11 protein-coding genes are annotated in these 19,545 nt (G+C 65.2%); 8 read left to right on the top strand and 3 right to left on the bottom strand.

Features of this window, described 5'->3' with window-relative positions:
• Positions 1–22 precede the first annotated feature (22 nt).
• A complete protein-coding gene (locus KUV26_RS15820) occupies positions 23–334 on the top strand; it encodes a hypothetical protein (RefSeq protein WP_261398928.1) in 312 nt (103 codons plus the stop codon).
• 121 nt (positions 335–455) lie between these two features.
• Complete coding sequence (locus KUV26_RS15815) at positions 456–1,439, top strand: type I glyceraldehyde-3-phosphate dehydrogenase (protein ID WP_222505279.1); 984 nt, start codon at positions 456–458, stop codon at positions 1,437–1,439.
• A gap of 50 nt (positions 1,440–1,489) precedes the next feature.
• On the opposite strand, the gene KUV26_RS15810 is transcribed toward KUV26_RS15815, so the two are convergent.
• Together KUV26_RS15810 and KUV26_RS15805 are read right to left on the bottom strand one after the other, a co-directional pair.
• Positions 1,490–2,098, bottom strand: a complete 609-nt coding sequence (locus tag KUV26_RS15810) for a hypothetical protein (protein WP_222505278.1) — start codon at positions 2,096–2,098, stop codon at positions 1,490–1,492.
• Between the two features lie 65 nt (positions 2,099–2,163).
• Entirely contained in the window at positions 2,164–2,430 is a 267-nt protein-coding gene (locus KUV26_RS15805; RefSeq protein WP_222509033.1) for a hypothetical protein, read from the bottom strand.
• A 471-nt stretch (positions 2,431–2,901) separates the two neighbouring features.
• On the opposite strand from KUV26_RS15805, the gene KUV26_RS15800 reads away from it, so the two are divergent.
• The 4 genes from KUV26_RS15800 to KUV26_RS15785 all read left to right on the top strand — a co-directional run bounded on the left by KUV26_RS15800 (position 2,902) and on the right by KUV26_RS15785 (position 10,420).
• Positions 2,902–4,704, top strand: a complete 1,803-nt coding sequence (locus KUV26_RS15800; protein ID WP_222509032.1) for a BamA/TamA family outer membrane protein — start codon at positions 2,902–2,904, stop codon at positions 4,702–4,704.
• Entirely contained in the window at positions 4,701–8,327 is a 3,627-nt protein-coding gene (locus KUV26_RS15795; protein WP_222509031.1) for a translocation/assembly module TamB domain-containing protein, read from the top strand. Before KUV26_RS15800 ends, KUV26_RS15795 begins: the two co-directional genes overlap by 4 nt.
• A gap of 234 nt (positions 8,328–8,561) precedes the next feature.
• Positions 8,562–9,473 (top strand): glycosyltransferase family 2 protein, encoded by a 912-nt coding sequence (locus KUV26_RS15790; RefSeq protein WP_315900124.1) that lies wholly within the window; start codon positions 8,562–8,564, stop codon positions 9,471–9,473.
• Positions 9,470–10,420, top strand: coding sequence for a glycosyltransferase (locus tag KUV26_RS15785; RefSeq protein ID WP_222509030.1), 951 nt, complete (start codon positions 9,470–9,472; stop codon positions 10,418–10,420). Before KUV26_RS15790 ends, KUV26_RS15785 begins: the two co-directional genes overlap by 4 nt.
• A gap of 7 nt (positions 10,421–10,427) precedes the next feature.
• Here the strand turns inward: KUV26_RS15785 and KUV26_RS15780 are convergent, their stop codons facing one another.
• Entirely contained in the window at positions 10,428–11,180 is a 753-nt protein-coding gene (locus tag KUV26_RS15780) for a WecB/TagA/CpsF family glycosyltransferase (protein WP_222509029.1), read from the bottom strand.
• Positions 11,181–11,372: 192 nt separating this feature from the next.
• Between KUV26_RS15780 and KUV26_RS15775 the strand changes: the two genes are divergently transcribed.
• A complete protein-coding gene (locus tag KUV26_RS15775; protein ID WP_222509028.1) occupies positions 11,373–12,836 on the top strand; it encodes a hypothetical protein in 1,464 nt (487 codons plus the stop codon).
• 259 nt (positions 12,837–13,095) lie between these two features.
• The gene (locus tag KUV26_RS15770; protein WP_222509027.1) at positions 13,096–19,545 is read left to right on the top strand and encodes a type I polyketide synthase; all 6,450 of its coding nucleotides are present in this window, start codon (positions 13,096–13,098) and stop codon (positions 19,543–19,545) included.

The raw sequence follows: 19,545 nt of genomic DNA, 5'->3' as shown, positions 1-19,545 counted from the left end.
TTTTCGCAGGAGCATTTCGATGATGAAACAGACTGCACTGGCAGCGGCCCTCTGTGGCGCGCTGGCGCCTGCCGCATCCGCAAAAGGCGCGGAAGGCATCAAGGTCAGCGTGCTGGGCCGCGACTGGCTGGTCGCCCCGGTCGAGGACACGGCGGGCCGCTACAGCGCCACGCGGATGAACTTGGAGCACCTGCCATTCCGCCCGCCCGCCGTGCTGACCGCCCGCCAGGCGGTGAGAGCCCTGCGCGCGGCCACCGGCTGCAGCGTCAACCTGGACTCGATGGTGCGCAATATCACCGGCACCTATTACGCGCAGGTGATCTGCCGCAAATAAGGACGCATCTGCCGCTTGCGGGGTTTAGACGCGTTTTTCTGAAACATCCTCTTGGGAAATGTGATCATTTTCCCAGGCCGTGCGGATTGAGCGGCACCGGCACGCCTGCCATAGATTGCGCATGAAACTTGCTATCAACGGATTCGGCCGTATCGGCCGCGCCATCCTGCGCCAGATTCTGACCACATCGCGCGGAGACGGCATCGAGGTGGTGCGGATCAACGATATCGCGCCCTTGGACATGTGCGCTTATCTGTTTCAGTATGACAGCACATTCGGCCCCTTTGCCCATCCGGTGGAACATGGCGGCGGGGCGCTGCAGGTGATGGGGCGCACAATCCCGGTGAGCCATGAGCCCGACCTGACCGCGGTGGATCTGTCGGGCGTCGATCTGGTGCTGGAATGCACCGGCATTGCGCGGACGTCCGATGTGGCAGAGCGCGGACTGAAGGCGGGCGCTGCCAAAGTGTTGATCTCCGGCCCCTCCCCCGCGGCTGAACTGACCGTCGTGCTGGGTGCAAACGAGGAGACCCTTGGCGATGCGCGCATCGTCTCCAATGCGTCCTGTACCACCAACGGGCTGACGCCGCTGGTCAAGCTGCTGGACGGGATCGCCGGGATCGACACCGCGCATATGACGACGATCCACTGCTACACCAACTCGCAGCCGATGGTCGACGCGCCGCGCGGCGACTTCGCGCGGTCCCGCGGCGGCGCGCTGTCGATGGTACCGACCACGACCTCCGCAATGCACCTGATAGATGAAGTGCTGCCGCATCTGAAAGGCCGGGTCAGCGGTGCGGCAGTGCGGGTGCCGACAGCAAGCGTTTCAGCCGTGGATCTTGTGGCGCAGCTAAAAACCCCGATGAGCGAAGCGGAATTCACCGCCGCCCTGCGGGAGGGCGTCGCGGCCTCGAGCGTTCTGGGCTGGACCGACAGCCCCCTGGTCTCCTCGGACTTGCGGGCGCGGCCGGAATCACTGGTGATCGCCGGACCGGAAACCCGCATGGCCGGCGACAGCCAGGTCCGTGTGTTCGGCTGGTATGACAACGAGTGGGGCTTTTCGGCCCGGATGCTGGATGTGGCGCGGCTGATGGCGAGGTAGCGGCTCCTAGCCGAATACTGCCCTTGCAAGCCCGCGGCCGGCGGGCTTTGCTATTCCTGCGGGCGGCGTTTCCCCGCTGCCAGGCGCAGCCAGCGGAAGATCAATGTCAGTGCCAGCATGCAGACCGCGAGGCCGATCAGATCACCTGCGGCATAGACCGCCATAACCGGCAGCTGATCGCCGGGAAAGATCAGACCGGAGAACACAACCGACTGCCCCGCGGAATTGATCAGGGAGGCCAGCGCGCCGACCGCCAGCAGGCTGGTCCAAGCAATCCGCCGCGATTGGCCGGCATACAGCTTCCAGCCGAACAGCCCGGCGATTTCAAAGGCCGCAAAGGCCGAAAACGCGCCGACAGCAATGGATTCCAGCAGCACAGGCTCCATCAGCTGGCGGACATTGGCGTCGGTGAACATCAGCTCTGACAGGAAGGCGCCTGCAGCCAGCGGCAGCACCGCGCGCCAGCCCATCAGCCAGGCAGCCAGCACCCGCACCCCGTGCGGCAGATAAACAAGGCTGGCAAAGACCGTGACTTCCGGCAGGAACATCCCCTGCACAGGCGTAACCACCCAGGCGGTCAGTCCATGGCAGACGACGTAAACCGCGGTGATCACCGCAAAACTCTGAAGGCCAGCAAAGTGCTGAAAAACTCGCATCATGCCGCCCCCTTTAGACAGGCGCAGCGGAACCTGCAATCATATGTACAGATTATGACGCAGCGCCGTCACTTTGCCGCAGGGTCGAAACATACAACGTAATGCTTGGCCTTGCTGTCCCCTGCCCGTCTGATCAGCCCCAGTTCCAGCAGCGATTTCAGCGTGCGGTGAAATGTGGCCTGGGCGAGGCCCTTGACCAGCCGGTGGTTGCGGATCTGTTCGGATTGAACCGGCTCCCCCGGTGCCCCCGTCAGCGCATTGGCCGCCAGCAGAACATCCCGCTCCGACCGGCTCAGGCTGTCGAGGCCAAGGTCCCGCTCCATCTGGTGGAGCATGTCGCGAAGTTCGAATATTGGTCTCAACCGGTCCAAAACCGCCCTCCCGGATCCTCAGTCATTAATACCCCGGCATGGCCCGGGTGAAATGATACCACGCAACTTTATCAAACTGACAATTACATAGACAGTAAAATCATGCGTGGTATCATCCCAGTCAGGCTGAGCTGCTTTGTGAGTGGTGGCTGCGCCTGACGTTGCTCTAGTTCTTTGTTAAACAGTGTCAGCTCTGGCGGGTTTGCCCGCTGGAGCTGGTTTAAAGTAGCACATACCTCCTTGGGCTTGCCAATGCTCTTTGGCCGCGGACGCCAGCAGGCATGGGTATGCGCGGCAATCCGCCGCCATGCCAGACCGGCAGAATGCCGCCGCTTTGCCGGTTCCATCCTGCATTTTTCCCGTGCTAGGCTCACCCCAGGCGCCTGGAACCTGTCGGGGTCAGGCGGACATATTACGCCCGCTGCCGGAGCAGACATGAATTTTCCTTTCCGCCCCCGCCCTTTGGCGTGCGCCTTTGTTTTCAGCCTTATGGCCCTGTTGCCGCCTCCCGGCCGTGCCGCCGAAGCAACGCTGCAGGCCCCCGGTGCGGATTCTGCGCTGGCAGACCGGTTGCGCGGCGCCTCGGCATCAGTCGCGGCCAGCGGTGAGACCAATGTGCAGGAGCTGCTGGCTGCGGCGCTGTCGGACTACCGGACGCTGGTTCAGGTTCTGTTCGACGCCGGGCATTTCTCACCCGTTGTGAACATCCGCCTGGATGGGCGCGAGGCAGCGCAGATCCAGCCGCTGAACCCGCCGCGCAGCGTCCAAAAGGTGGAGATCACCGTGAAGCCGGGGCCGCAATTCGCCTTCGGCAAGGCAAAGCTGGCACCGTTTCCGCAGAACAGCGATGTCAGCATCCCTGAGGGCTTTGCTTCCGGCAAGCCGGCTGGCACCGGGGTGATCCGCGACGCCGCGGCTGCCGGGGTGCGGGCCTGGCGCCGCAGCGGCCACGCCAAGGCAGAGGTCGCGGGCCAGAAGATCACTGCCAACCACCTGCAGGCGCGGCTGGATGCGGAGCTGCGCCTGGCACCTGGGCCAAAGCTGCGGTTCGGGCAGATGCAGATCACCGGCACGACGAATGTGCGCGAAGACGCCATCCGCCGCATTGCCGGCTTTCCGGCAGGCAAGGAGTTCCACCCGGATCTGATTTCCAAATCCGCCACCCGGCTTCGGCGCACCGGCACGTTTTCCAGCGTTGTCCTGCGCGAGGCGGAGCAGCCGAACCCGGACGGCAGCCTGGACTTCGTGGCGCAGGTGGAGGACCTGCCGCCGCGCCGGCTGACCTTCGGGGCCGAGATCACCTCCTCCAGCGGGCTGGAGCTTTCAGGCAGCTGGATGCACCGGAACCTCTTCGGCGCTGCAGAAAAATTGCGGATCGAAGCGCGCATCAGCGGCATCGGCAGCAGCAACGATATCGACGGGCGCATTGCCGTGCGGCTGGACCGCCCGGCAAAACTGGGGCCGGATGACAGTATCTTCTATCTGGCAGAGGCCGAGCGGCTGGATGAGGAGCATTACACCGCGACCCGCGTCTTTGGCGCCATCGGCGCGCGGCGAACATTTTCAGATACGTTCTTTGCCGAGGCGGCACTTGGGGTGTCGTCAATCCGTGCGGAAGATGTGTTCGGCAATCGCCGCTTCAAATACGTGGCCGGCAGGTTCCGCGCCGAATATGACGCCCGCGACAGCCGTGTGAACCCGGCCGCCGGCTATTTCCTGCAAGGCGATGCCACGCCTTTTGTGGGCTTTGGCGGCAGCAAGTCCGGCCTGCAGTTGAAGGGCGACGGCCGCATCTATCATGGGCTGGGTGCGGATGACCGCATCGTGCTGGCAGGTCGGCTGCAGCTTGGAACAGTGGCCGGGCCGTCGCTCAGCGAAGTCTCTCCGACCCTGTTGTTCTTCTCAGGCGGCGCGGGCACCGTGCGGGGGCATGAGTACCAGTCGCTGGGCGTGCCCGCCAATGGCGGCATTGCCGGCGGACGCAGTTTCGCGGCTCTCTCCGCTGAGGTTCGGGGCAAGATCACAGACAAGATTTCTCTGGTCGGTTTTTACGACCTCGGCTTCGTCGATACGGACAGTTTTGTTTCAGGCTCCTCTGCGCGACATGCCGGCGCCGGCATCGGCCTGCGCTACGATGTGGCCGGGATTGGCCCGATCCGACTCGACCTTGCTTACCCGGTGGACGGCGGAAGCGAGGACGGGCTGCAATTCTATATCGGGATAGGACAGGCGTTTTGAGACCGTTTCTAGGCTTCGCATTGGCCCTTGGAATAGCGTCCGCTCCGCTTGCGGCGCAGGAAACAACCACCGAGGATGCCGGCGGGCTGCTGGTTGATTTCCTCGAGGACACCCTATCCGGCGACAGCCGGTACATCAGTGTGAGCGGTCTGGAAGGGGCGTTCTCCTCGCAGGCCAAGATCAAGAAGATCACCGTTGCGGACGAGAAAGGCATCTGGCTGACGGTCGAAGGCGCAGTGCTGGACTGGAACCGGCTGGAACTTCTGCGCGGGCGCTTCTCCGTGAACGAACTGTCGGCCGAACGCATCGAAGTGGCGCGGGCACCTGAGCCGCTGCCGCCGGACCCCGAACTCCCGGAGGCGGAGACCACGCCCTTTGCCCTGCCGGAATTGCCGGTGGCGGTGGAACTGGGGCAGGTCAAAGCTGCCCGGATTGAGCTGGGTGAAGACCTGGCCGGAACCGCGGCCACACTCTCGGTCGAGGGCTCGCTGAAACTGGCGGAGGGAGCGCTTGACACCAAGCTTGCCGCCGCAAGGCTGGACAAGCCCGGCGACCATCTGCGGCTGGATGCGGCTTATGCCAATGAAACCCGGCTGATCACCCTTGATCTGGCACTGGATGAGGCCGCCGGAGGGCTGATCTCGCGCAGCCTGGACCTGCCGGGCAATCCGGACTTGCAGCTGACTGCCAAGGGCAGCGGACCGGTCACCGATTTCATTGCCGACATCACCTTCAGCACCAATGGCACCGAGCGGCTGGGCGGTCAGGTGGTGCTTGCGGCCCGCGCCCTGCCTGAGGGCGCCGCACCGGAGACGCCGCGCGACATCGCGTTTTCCGCGGATCTCGGCGGCAACATCGACGTGCTGCTGCCGCCGGTGAACAGGCCGTTTTTCGGTCCCGGGCTGCGCCTGAACGTTAAGGGGCTGCGCGGCGGCAACGGCGCGGTTGCACTGGAAACGCTGGTGCTGCGCACCAATGCGCTGCAAGTGACCGGTGCCGCTTCGCTGGATGCGGCCGGCAAGCTGGCCACTGCCAATCTGAAGACCGCGATCACACCGCCCGCTGGCCAGGCGGCTGTCACCCTGCCTATCGGCGGCGGCCAGACGACGCTGGCAAAGGCGGACCTGCAGCTGCGCAAGACCGCCGGGGGCGACTGGAGTCTGGACGGCGTGCTGAACCAGTTGAGCCATCCCGGCGCGCTGGTGGACACAGCTGAGCTTGCCGGCCGCGGCACCCTGGACCAGGCCAGCGGCTTTGCGCTGGAAGGCCGCTTGACCGCCGGGCTCAGCGGCTTCCAGCCCCGCGATCCGGCGCTGGCCAAAGCCACCGGCAACGAAATCCGGTTTGAAGGCACGCTCAGCACAGACGGGCCCGGCGCCATACGGGTCACCGGAATGGAGCTGCGCGGAAGCGACTATAAAGCCGAAGGCAGCCTCGCTTTTGATGGCTTGGAAGAAGGGTTGAAAGTCAGCGGCGACCTGACGGCTGAGGCCGCGGACCTGGGCCGGTTTTCGGATCTGGCGGGCCGCCCGCTTGGCGGCGCGGTGCAGGCCGCCGTCAAGGGTGCTTTCACCCCGCTGACAGGCGGGTTCGATACGGAGCTTTCCGTGCAGGCACAGGACCTGTCGGCGGGCATCGCCCAGGCGGATGAACTGCTGGCAGGCACCACCACGCTGGCGCTGAAGGCCGCGCGGGATGAGAACGGCATAGCCATCGACCGGTTCGAACTGGCCGGCAGTGCACTGGAAGCCGCGGCCCAGGGCACGCTCAGCAACCAGTCCGGCCAGATGGACATAACTGCCCGGCTCAACCGGCTCGAAGTGCTGTTGCCGCAGGCGCCCGGAACGCTGGAACTGGCCACGACCCTCAACCGCACCGGCGGGACCTTCAGCGGTGTGGCCGAGCTGAAAGGGCCGCACACCTCGAGCGCCAAGCTGGACGGTTCGGTCACGCTCGAAGGCGACGCCGATTTCACCTTCGCCGCCGCTTTGAACGAGCTGGAGCGTTTTGTGCCGCAGCTGGCGGGCAGACTGAGTGCCGAGGGCACCGCAGAACGGCGCAGCGGCGAATGGCAAGCCACTGTCCAGGCTGCAGGGCCTGCGGGCATTGCCGTGGATGCTGATGCCCGCTTCACCGAAAGCAACGGCAGCACCGACCTGCGCTTTGACGCGGTAATGGCCGAACTGCAGCGGCTGGTTCCCGATCTGCCCGGCCGCCTGGCTGCTGCAGGCACCGCCACCCGGCGCGATGGCACCTGGACGGTGGATAGCACGGCCAGCGGCCCCGCAGGCATCGACAGCCGCATTGAAGGCAGCTGGAACGAGGCCAAGGGCACCGCCGATGTGACTGCAAAGGGCACCCTGCGGCTGGAAGGGCTCAACCCATTCCTCTCCCCCAACCTGATGCAGGGGGCTGCGAACTTCGACATGGCCCTGCGCGGCGTTCCGGCACTGGACGGGGTCAGCGGCACCATCTCGGTTCCCGGCGCCTCGCTGGCGATTCCGGCGGCCGCCCAGCGGGTGGACGATATCAATGCCACAGTTTCCATCGCCCGCTCCAGCGCCCAGTTGCAGGTCTCAGCCCGCCCGCGCGACGGCGGAACGGTGCGGATCAGCGGCCCGGTGGGGCTGCTGCCTCCGTTCAACGGCAACCTGCAGATTGCCATCGGCGATGTGGTGGTGACCGACCACTTGTCCTATGAAACCCTGCTGAACGGCAGCCTGGCGATGTCCGGCGCCATGGCGGGCAACAACCGCCTGTCGGGCCAAATCAATGTGGGTGAAACCAACATCAATCTGAATACGGCCGGCGGCTCGGTTTCCGCGGCGCCGATCCCGCCGGTCCGCCACGTGGGCGCGCCAAGTGACGTGCGCAGGACGCTCGCCCGCGCCGGGCTGACCGGCAGCAGCAGCGCTGCGGGCGGCTCCGGCAGAACGGATCTGGACGTCGTGATCAGCGCTCCCTCCAGAATTTTCGCCCGCGGGCGCGGGCTGCGTTCTGAACTGGGCGGCCAGATCCATCTGCGCGGCACCACTGCGCGGCCCTCCCCCTCGGGGCAGATTAGCCTCATCCGCGGCACCTTCGACATCCTCGGCCGGCGGCTGGAACTGGATGAGGGGCGGATTACCCTGCTTGGCGATCTGAAACCCTACCTGGAATTCAAATCCACTGCCGCCACCGAACAAGGCACCGCGACGCTGGAAATCTCGGGGCGGGTCGATGCGCCGGAAATCAAGGTGACGTCCGACCCGCCGCGACCCAGCGAGGAAGCGCTGGCGCTCCTGCTGTTCGGCGACAACATCGGCGACATCTCCCCTCTGGCGCTGGCGCGGCTGGCGGGCTCGGCACTGACCCTCAGCGGCCGCGGCGGCGGTGCGCAAAGCAAGGTCCGCCAGGCAACCGGAGCGGATGACGTCGATATCGGTACCGACAACCTGGGTGCCGGACAGCTGGGGTTAGGCGGCTATGTCGCAGAAAACGTCTATACCGATTTCAACATCAACACCCAGGGCGACAGCGAGCTGAGCATCAATCTGGATGTCACCAAAAGCCTGACAGTGCAGGGCACGGTCGACAGCGAGGGCGAAACCGGCATCGGCCTGTTCTTCAAGCGCGACTACTGAGTCCAGGCGGCTTGTGCGGTTCAGGCGCGGGCAGGCGGCGCTTGCAGGCAGGGGCGGAAGCCTGCAAGCTGGCCGCGGATTACCGGACGGGCGCGAAACGGGGGCGCAGTGGGCAGATCAATCACCAAAAGACTGGCCGGCCGCGCCAGCCGTGCGGCACACCGCGCCCGATTCCGCGCATCGCTTAGCCGTCTGCACGGTCCCGCCCGCCGCTTTGCAGCACCCGATGAAGTGGTGCTGATAGCCTTGGTGCGCAACGGTGCCTTTTACCTCGATGTGTTTTTCGAGCACTACCGGCGGCTGGGTGTGTCAGCCTTCGTGTTTTTTGACAACGGTTCGGCCGACGGAACGGTTGACCGCATCCGGCAGGAACCAGACACCGCGGTGCTGCACTCTGCCCTGCCCTGGCTGGACTATGAGAACACCTTCCGCGCCTACGCCGCGGACCGCTACGGCCGGAACCGCTGGTGCCTGTTTGCGGACATGGATGAGCTGTTCGATTTCGAGGGCAGCGCCTCGACCGGGCTGGATGGTCTGACTGGCTACCTGAAGCACCAAGGCTACACCGCGCTGCAGGCCGAAATGCTGGAAATGTTTCCCCAAGGCCCGCTGTCGGCCGCACGCGGCCTCAGCTATGGCGAGGCCGTGCGCAGCTTCCGCTATTCAGACATCGGCACGGTGGAGGCAGTGGAGTATGCCTCGGAAGACACCGGATTTTCCTATTTCCTGCGGCAGAATACCCCTCCGCCTGGCGACGCGCAGATGCTGTTCGGCGGTGTTCGCGGCAAGGTCTTCGGCGAACGCTGCTGCCTGAGCAAGCATCCTCTGGTGTTCAACGGCTCCGGCGTGCAAGCTGCAGTGCATCCGCATGCCTCCGCCGGAGTACGGGTCGCGGACGTAGAAGGGCTGATTCGTCATTACAAGTTTGCTGGCGACAGCCTCGCCCGGGACTTGCAGATACAGGCCGAGACCGTCTCGGCGCACGGCGAGGACCGCCAGCGCAGCACCGCACTGCAGGCGCAGCCAAACCTGAGCTTGTGGTCCGGTGACGCAATCGAAAGCGCTGGGATCGCGGAGCTTCAGCGCCGCGGGTTTCTGCGCGCATCGGCCGCCTACAGCAAGTTTCTCGCAGGTGGCGGCAAATGACCGCCTCGGATACCGCCGCCGTAATCATCGGCCGCAATGAGGGCGCACGGCTGATCCGCTGCCTGGGTTCGCTGCAAGGCCGTGTTCGGCAGCTAGTCTATGTGGACAGCGGCTCGACCGACGGCTCGGCGGCGGCGGCGCGGGAGCTGGGTGCCGAGGTGGTGGAGCTGGATCTCAGCCGGCCGTTCACTGCCGCCCGGGCCCGCAACGCCGGGCTGGCCGTTCTGCCCGCCGGGATCGAATATGTGCAATTCGTCGATGGCGACTGCGAGGTGGACCCGGACTGGATCGCAACTGCCGCAAACTTCCTGCAGGCGCACCCGAAGGCAGCGGTGGCCTGCGGGCGGCGGCGCGAGCGGTTTCCGGATGCGTCAGTCTTTAACCGGCTGTGCGATGCGGAGTGGGACACGCCATTGGGAGAGGCCAAAGCCTGCGGTGGCGATGCGCTGATGAGGGTGGCGGCAGTCTATACCGCGGGCGGTTACCGGGACGGGCTCATCGCCGGGGAGGAGCCGGAACTTTGCCTGCGGCTGCGCCGCGCAGGCTGGCAGGTCTGGCGGCTGGATGCTGAGATGACCCTGCATGACGCGCAGATGCTGCACTTTGGCCAGTGGTGGAACCGCTGCCGCCGCGCGGGCCATGCCTTTGCCGAAGGCGTTGCGCTGCACGGGGCCGGACCGGAACGTCACTGGGTGACGGAGACCCGCCGCGCGCTCCTCTGGGGCGCTTTACTGCCTGCGGTTATACTGGCGGGCGGGCTGCTCTCCCCATATGTGCTGCTTGCAGCGTTAGTCTACCCGGCCCAGGTGTTGCGCCTGTCCCGCCGCATGGGATTTGAACGGGCACTGTTCACGGTTCTTGGAAAATTCGCCGAAGCCGCCGGTGCGCTGGAGTTTTACTGGCGCCGCTGGCGCGGCACTGCGCGCGGAATTCTCGAGTATAAGTAGCCCGTTTTCACCGTGCCCTGATGCGCCGGGCCCGCAGCACCTGCCCGGGCAGGATGGCCAGACACCTGCCGTAGCGCGGCAGAAGGCGGGCCGGGCTGAACAGCGCCCGCCACAGCCATTCCATCGCGATGGCACGGACCCAGGCAGGCGCACGCTTCTGATGGCCGCCCAGAAAATCCAGCCCGGCACCGACCGAGGCAAAGCCGGCCCCGGGCGCCAGTTTGCGCCCGCGCTGCGCGAACAGCTCCTGCTTGGGCGCGCCCAGCGCCAGGAAGCACAGGCAAGGGCCCGTTTCATCGAGCCGGTGCAGGATCCGGTCCGCCTCTTCCCCCTCAGGATCGAAGCGGCCAGAAGGGGCATGAATCCAGGCAACTTCCAGCCCGGGAACTGCTGCCGCCAGCGCGGCTTCGGCGTCCTGCAGGGCCTCCTCGGTGCTGCCTGCCAGCACCACCGGCACCCCGGCCTCGGCAGCCAGTCGGCACAGCGGCAGCACCATATCGGACCCCGGCATCAGCTCCACCGGGCGGCGGGCAAGGCGAGACAGCCAGACAATCGGACGGCCATCTGCCACCACCAGGTCCTGCGCCTGATAGGCTGAAAGGAACGCGGCTGACTTCGTCATTTTGACGAGATGATCCAGGTTCACCGTTGCCAATGCGAAACCATGCCCAGCCTTCAGGCGCGCGCGGACCTCTTCCTCCAGCAACGCGCGTGACGGCATGTTCACCGTAATGCGGCGGCCGCGGAATTCAAAAAACATCGGTGCCCCCGGTTCTGCTCTGCCTTCTGATACCGCCGCTGCTGCCTGCTGGCCAGCATCCATAGGCCAGCCTGCGCCAGTCCGTGGCAAAGCTGCACGCTGTTTACCTGTTCTTGCAAATCCGCGCGACAGGCCCGCCCGCAACGGGTAAACTTTGACGCAAATACCGGGGAACTGAGGGAGCACGGGGCTTTGCCCAACGCTTTGGCCTATCTGATGCTGCTGGCCTGGCCGCTGGCCAGCCTGATCCTGTTCCGGCGCCTGCCGCTGGAGCGGGCGATTCTGTGGTGCATCATCGCGGGCTACCTGCTGCTGCCGCCGCTGGCCGAATTCGACCTGCCGCTGGTGCCGGATATGGACAAGTTCGCCATCCCCTCAGTGATGGCCTTTGTGCTGTGCGCTTTTTTGCTGCGCAGGCCGGCGCCGCTCTTGCCGCGGCATCCGGCAGTGCGGGTGCTGGTGCTCTTGTTCGTGTTTGGAGTCATCCCCACTGTGCTGACCAACGGCGAGCCGATCCTGTTCCGAAAAATCGCCAACTCCGATCCGATCATTTTTCTGACCGATCAGCTGCCCGGCCTGCGCTGGCGCGATCTTGGCTCTGTCGTAATCAACCAGATGATCGTGCTGATCCCCTTCCTGCTGGCACGCCGATACCTTTCCACCCTTGAGGCCCAGCGGGAACTGCTGCTGGCGCTGATGATCGCCGCGCTGGCCTATTCGATCCCCTCCTTGATCGAGATACGCTTCAGCCCGCAGATCAACACTTGGGTCTACGGCTTCTTCCAGCATGATTTCAGCCAGATGATGCGCCAGGGCGGCTTCAGGCCGATCGTCTTCCTGCCGCATGCGCTGTGGCTGGCGTTCTTCATGATGTCGGCACTGCTGGCAGCCGCCGCGCTGGCCCGCACCGCAGCGGGTGGCGAGCGTGTCCGGCTGGTGATGGCGGCGGGATACCTGTTTGCGGTGCTGGTGCTGTGCAAAAGCCTGGCCTCCCTCGCATATGCGCTGGCTTTCACCCCCGTGGTGGCGCTGGCACCGCTGCGCTGGCAGCTCCGCGCAGCCCTGCTGCTGGGACTGATCGCGGTCGGCTACCCGATGCTGCGCAACGTAGGCCTTGTGCCGACCGAGGAACTGGTAGCCCAGGCCAGTGCCATCAGTGCCGAGCGGGCGCATTCGCTGAACTACCGCTTTGAAAACGAGGCGCAGCTGCTGGCCCGCGCTGCCGAAAAGACCTGGTTCGGGTGGGGCGGCTGGGGCCGCAATCTGGTGAGGCATGCGGAAACAGGACAGATCCTGTCGATCCCGGACGGTCGCTGGATCATAGTCTTCGGCACCTTCGGCTGGCTGGGATATATCGCCGAAATGGGGTTGCTGGCCGCCCCCCTTGCCCTCCTGGCCCAGGCCGCCCGCCGGGCGCCAGAAGGCAGCGTGTCGCCTTACGCTGCACCAATTGCACTGATCCTGGCAGCCACCATGGTGGACATGCTGCTGAACGCCACGCTGATCCCGATCACCTGGATGTGCGCCGGATCAGTGCTGGGCTATGCCGAACGGCTGCTTTACCCGGACTTGTTCCAGAGAAAACCGGCGCTATTTGGGGGAGCGCAGGCGCTGATGCCTGACACCGCCAGGGCAAAAGAGCGCAGCGTCCTGTGATGCCGCAATCTTTCCGCTTTTCCGGCCGAAATTGACACAATGCGTCCACAGGACAGCCGCATGGATTGACGAAAGTAAATTTGAGTTCAGCCGGCCCAGCAAATCAAATGGGGATTGCGCCGCCAGGCCGGGAAAACGCCGGGGAGAACCCCGGCACCAGACAACCAACCCGTCCGGCGGGCCCTGCCACTTTCGCAAAGCGGACTGGCTGCGGCGTGCCGGGCTGTTTGCGAAAGGCCAGTGAGGTCAGGTTTTGACGATGCAGGATGGGATAACCGCAGCGCGAGGCGGTGCCGGTAATTATTCAGGCGATATTGCCATTGTCGGGATGTCGGTCACTGTGCCGGGCGCCGGCTCTGCCGAGGCGTTCTGGCAGAACCTCCGCGCAGGGATAGAGTCGATTGAGGTCCTGGACCGTGAAACCCTGCTGGAAAATGGTGAACGCGCGTCGCTCCTAGCTGACCCGAACTATGTCCCGGCCGCAGCCCGTCTGCAGGGGTTTGACGAGTTTGATGCCGAATTCTTCGGCTTCAGCCCCAAGGAAGCTGCCATCCTTGACCCGCAGCACCGCAAATTCCTGGAGGTTGCCTGGAACGCGATGGAAAACGCGGGCCACCCTCCGGAAAGCATCAACGGCCCCATCGGCGTTTATGCAGGCTGCGGCATGGGCAGCTATTTCTATTTCAACATCTGCTCCAACCCTGCCCTGGTCGATGACGTCGGGATGTTCCTGCTGCGCCATACCGGCAACGACAAGGATTTCCTGTCGACCCGGGTCAGCCATGTGCTCGACCTGAAGGGACCGTCCGTCAACGTGCAGACTGCCTGTTCCACCTCGCTGGTGGCAGTGCACTATGCCTGCAAGGCCTTGCGCGAAGGCGAATGCGATATGGCGCTGGCGGGCGGTGTCACCATCGAGCTGCCGCAAGGGCGCGGCTACCTCTACAAGGAAAACGAGATCCTGTCGCCTGACGGCCGCTGCCACGCCTTCGACCACCGGGCGCAAGGCACCGTTTTCGGCTCCGGCGCCGGCGCTGTGGCGCTCAGGCGGCTGGAGGATGCGATTGCCGATGGCGACCACATCTGGGCGGTGATTAAGGGCTCGGCCATCAACAACGACGGCGCCGACAAGGCCGGCTACTTGGCGCCGTCGGTCGGCGGCCAGTCAGCGGCGGTGCAACAGGCACTGCACGCGGCAGGCACCCCGGCGGAAACCATCGACTACGTCGAATGCCACGGCACCGGCACCTACCTGGGCGACCCGATCGAAGTTTCGGCGCTGACCGACGCCTACCGGGCCACTACGCAGGATACCGGCTATTGCCTTATCGGCTCAGTCAAGACCAACATCGGCCATCTGGATACCGCAGCAGGCGTTGCTAGCCTCACCAAGGCCGCGCTGGCGCTGCACCACAAGGAAATCCCGCCCTCGCTGGGGTTTGAGGCGCCGAACCCGGCGATTGATTTCGAGACCTCGCCGTTCCGCGTGAACGCTGCCCTCACGCCCTGGCAGCCTCACAAGGGACCGCGGCGGGCCGGCGTCAACTCGTTGGGTGTCGGCGGCACCAATGCGCATCTGATCCTAGAGGAAGCGCCGGAGCGCGCGGCCTCGGAAGAAAGCGACTTCCCGTTCCAGATCCTTTGCGTTTCAGGCCAGTCCAAGTCGGCGCTGGACGCCAACACCCGAGCGCTGGCGGAGTACTTGAAAGCAAATCCCCAGGCCGATCTCGCCGACGTGGCCTATACCCTCAAGGAAGGCCGCCGCGGCTTTGCCAAGCGGCGGGTGCTGGTGGCGGAAACCGCTGCCGAAGCAGTTGACCTGATTGAGGAAAGCGATCCCCGCAAAGTCTTCACTCACGACCGTCTCGGCGACGCCCCAGAGGTGGTGTTCATGTTCCCCGGCGGCGGTGCGCAATATGCCGGCATGGCGCGCGACCTCTACGAGACCGAGCCGGTCTTTGCCGAGTGGATGGACCGCGGGCTGGAGCATCTGCAAAAGAGCCTCGACTACGACATCCGCGCTATCTGGCTGCCGGACGAGGGCGAAGAGGACACCGCCAATGCCAAGCTCCAGAAGCCCTCGGTGCAGCTGCCGCTGATCATGATCGTCGAATACGCGCTGGCGCAGCTTTGGATCAGCTGGGGCGTGCGGCCCGCCGCGCTGGTGGGCCATTCGATGGGCGAGAACACCGCCGCCTGCCTGGCCGGTGTGATGCGCTTTGAGGACTGCATCGACCTGGTGCTGCTGCGCGGGCGGCTGTTCGATACCGTCCCCGCGGGAGGCATGCTGTCTATCGCGCTGCCGCTTGATGAGGTTGAAGCCCTCATCGGTGGTAATCTGGATATCGCCAGCGTCAACGCTCCCGCGCTCACTGCAGTGTCCGGCCCGCAGGAGGCGCTGGAAAGGCTGTCGGCAGACCTGATCCTGCGCGGGATCGAGCACCAGCGCATCCAGATCGACATTGCGGCCCACTCACGGATGCTGGACGGCATCCTGCGGGAGTATGGCGATTTCATCCGTTCTTTGGAGCTGAAAGCGCCCAAGCTTCCGGTGATCTCCAACCGCACCGGCGCGGCCCTGACCGCAGAGCAGGCCGCCAGCGCCGATTACTGGACCGGCCAGCTGCGCAATACCGTGCGCTATGCCGATTGCATCGAAACCCTCGCCAGGACCCCGGGCCGGTTGTTCCTGGAAGTCGGCCCCGGCAAGGCGCTGAGCGCTCTGGCGCAGATGTCGCCTGCGGTGAAACAGGGTCAGGTTCTCAGCTCGCTGCGCCATCCGGATCAGGAGGTGATGGACGACAGCTATTTCTTTGGCGTTATCGGCCGGCTTTGGGCCTGCGGGGTGGAGGCCGACTGGGAACAGATCTGGGGCGAGGCGAGGCGCAACCGCCTTCCTTTGCCCGGTTACGCCTTCCAGCGAAGCCGCTACTTCATAGAACCCGGCAAACCGGTGCTGGAGGACGCGGCTGCCCCCCCCGCCCGCCGGGACGATATCAAAGATTGGGGCTACCGTCCCGTCTGGCGCCCGCGGCTGGCTGATTGCGCTATGGATGTGGAACATGAACTTGATCAGGAACCGCACAGCTGGCTGATCTTTGAGGACGAATGCGGCCATGCCGCCCGTGTCGCGGAATGTCTGCAGGCCGCAGGCCACAGCGTTGCCCGCGTCCGCGCCGGGGACACCTATGCGCAGCTTTCCCCGCACTCTTATATTCTGCCGCCGGAACAGGGCCGCGCCGCCTATGGCGCGCTGCTGGCAGACCTGACGGACGCCGGCCTGCTGCCGGACCGGATCGCGCATTTCTGGCTGGTGACGGATGGCGAACGCTTCCGCCCCGGCTCCTCCTTCTTTGACCGCAATCTGGAGACGGGCTTCCACTCCCTGACCGCGCTGGCACAAGAGCTAGGCAATGCCGATCTGACCAGCCCGGCGCATCTGACTGTCTTTACCACCGGCGCTGCGCAGGTCCGGAACGAGGCCCTGCCCTATCCGGAGAAGGCAATGATCGCAGGCCCGCTGGGCGTGATTCCGCGCGAGCTGCCCGGTTTCACCTGCGCCGCCGTGGACATTGAACTGCCTCAGGCGCCGCAGGGCCTTTTTGCCCGGCGCAATCCGGATCAAGCGAAGATCACTCCGCGCCTGCTCGAAGAACTGCTGGCAAATCCCGTCAACGCCTCCGCCGCCTGGCGCGGGGAAAAACGGTTTGAACTCAGCTGGCGCCCGCAAACGCTGCCCGAGCCGAAGACGCCGCCCTTCAAACAAGGCGGCCACTATCTGATCACCGGCGGTTACGGCGGTATTGGTCTAACCATCGCCAGCCACTTGATGCGTGAATACGGCGCCAGGGTATCTCTGATTTCCCGCGGCGGTCTGCCGCCGCGCGGCACCTGGGACCGCTTTCTCAGCAGCCATAGCCCCGCCAACCGCACCGCGAAGCGCATCCGTGCTGTCATGGCGCTGGAGGCAGGCGGCATGGGCCAGGTGATGCCGCTCGCTGCTGACGTCTGCAATAGCGGCGATCTGCGCACGGCGCGCGAACTGGCCGAAGCCGCCTTTGGCCCGGTTACCGGGGTGCTCCACGGGGCTGGTGCCATCAGCGACGGACCGCTGCTGGCCAAGGACGAGGATCAGATCGCCCAAGTGCTTGCCCCAAAGGTCAGCGGCCTGAGGGCACTGGACACGGTATTCCCGGACGGCAGCCTGGAACTGATGGTGCTGTTTTCGTCGACCTCCACAGCGACCCGGCCCGCCGGCCAGGTGGATTACATTGCCGCGAACGAATACCTCAACGCCTGGGCGAAGCACCGCACGGGCGGGAAGACGCGGGTCGTCGCCGTGGATTGGGGCGTCTGGGCGGACACCGGTATGGCCGCCGATGCCATGGCTGGCCGCAACGGAAGCACGGGCGCCAGTGAACCCGAACCGTGCCCGCAGCCGTTGCTGCAACAGCAGGCTTTTGATACCGCGGGCAACCGGATCTTCTCGCCCCGCTTCAGCACCGAACACTGGCTGCTGGACGAACACCGGACCGCGGATGGAACTGCCCTGGTGCCCGGCACCGGCTATGTCGAGATGGCCGCCGAGGCGCTGGCGGCGATTGGCGTCAAAGGCCCGTTTGAGATTCGCGACCTTTACTTCTTGCGCCCTATGATTGCAGAGCTGGACAGCCCGCGCGAGGCGCTTGTAAAGTTAGAAGCTAATGAAAATGGTTATGAACTGTTTGTTTACTCGGAGTTTACAAAAGGTTACCTTCTGAATTGTCAGGCTGTGCTGGCCTTAGCTGCGGAGGCAGAACGTCCCGCCCCCCTCAACCTCCAAATGATTTTCACCCGTTGCCCGGAGGAGCAGGCGCCTGAACGCGGGCGCCTGCGCTCCCCTCAGGAGGCGCATCTGAATTTCGGCCCGCGCTGGCATGTGCTGGACCGCGCCGCGCTGGGGGATGATGAAGGCATTGCAACCCTGTCGCTGCCAGCAGCCGCCGCTGCGGACGGCTGCCTCCTGCACCCTGGCCTGCTGGATCTTGCCACGGGCTGGGCAATAAAGCTGATCCCCGGGTATGACGCAACTGCGCTTTGGGTGCCGGTGTCTTATGGCACGGTCCGGGTATTCGCGCCGCTGACTCAGACCATCTTCAGCCATGTTCGCCTGTCCGGCAGCCCCGACAAAGCCACCGCGGCGTTCGAAGTGACCCTGACGGACCCCGACGGCACCGTGCTGGTGGAAATCGAGGGCTTCCGGATCCAGCGCCCGGCTGACGGCTTTATCGCCGCCGGGGAACCGCGCGAGGCGGATGCTACCGCCGCCCAGCTGGGGCTGGAGCCGGTCAACAGCCCGCAGCCTCTGTCACCCGAGGAACGCCGCCTGCAACTGAACATCGCGAGCGGAATCAAGGCCAAGGAGGGCGGCGAGGTTCTGACCCGTGCGCTGGCCACCGGTTTGCCGCAGGTGGTGGTCTCCTCGCTCGACCTGCCCGCGCTGATCTCCCAGGCGAACCGGAGCACAGCTGCCGAAACAGAGACCCAGACGTTCGACCGCCCGCAACTCGACACCGATTACATCGCCCCGCGCAACCCGGTGGAGGAGCAGCTGGCAAAGCTGTTTGCCTCCCTTTTGGGGGTTAGCCAGGTCGGCATCGCGGACAGCTTCTTTGACCTCGGCGGCCACTCGCTGATTGCAGTCCGGCTGTTTGCCCAGGTGAAACGCGCCTTTGACGTGGAATTCCCGCTGTCTGTGCTGTTCGAAGCCCCCAGCGTCGCCGCGCTGGCGGCGCGGATCATCGAACGCACCGGCGGCGGCATCGCCGCAGAATCTGTGGACGCACCGCAGGCCGCAGAAGAGAAACCGCAATTCACCCATCTGGTGCAGCTGCACCCCGGCGACGGCACTGGGCGGCGGCCATTTTTCCTGGTTGCGGGCATGTTCGGCAACGTGCTGAACCTGCGGCATCTGGCGCTGCTGGTCGGCAAGGACCGCCCGGTCTACGGCATGCAGGCCAAGGGGCTTGTGGGCAGCGATGCCCCGCACGACCGGATTGAAGACGCCGCCCGCAGCTGCCTGAGCGAGATCCGCCAGATCCAGCCTGAGGGCCCCTATCTGCTCGGCGGCTTCTCCGGCGGCGGCATCACCGCATATGAGATGGCACAGCAGCTGAAGGCGCAGGGCCAGGACACCGCAGCGCTGATCCTGCTGGACACGCCGCTGCCGGTGCGCCCGGCACTGAGCCGTCAGGACAAGGCGCTGATCAAATTGGCAGAACTGCGCAGTAAGGGATTGGGCTACCTCGGCGAATGGATCCGGAACCGCATCGCTTGGGAGTTCGAGAAACGCCGCATTAAACCGCCGGAAACCGGCGCCTTGCCGAAATTCAACAACCGCAAGATCGAACTGGCCTTCCGCACCGCCGTCGAATCCTACGGCCTGAGACCCTGGCATGGTCCGCTTACCCTGTTCCGCCCGCCGCTGGACCGCAAATGGCAAGTCAGCGGCGGCAATTGGGTCAGCAGCGAACGCGAGTATGTATGCCCCGACAACGACTGGACCCGCTGGGCGCCCGCCGTTGAGGTCGCCGAGGTGCCAGGCGATCACGACAGCATGGTGCTGGTCCCGAACGTCAGCGTGCTGGCGGCAGGCGTCAAGGCGCGGCTGGACGCCGCCGACCGCGCGGCGGTCTCCGCCCCTATGCGAACCATCCAAGCGGCGGAGTGA

Origin of the sequence: Leisingera daeponensis, assembly GCF_019801465.1 — a bacterium.
GTDB classification, from domain to species: domain Bacteria; phylum Pseudomonadota; class Alphaproteobacteria; order Rhodobacterales; family Rhodobacteraceae; genus Leisingera; species Leisingera daeponensis_A.
The sequence above is the reverse complement of the archived record's forward strand: the minus strand, read 5'-3'. Positions and strand labels throughout refer to the sequence as shown.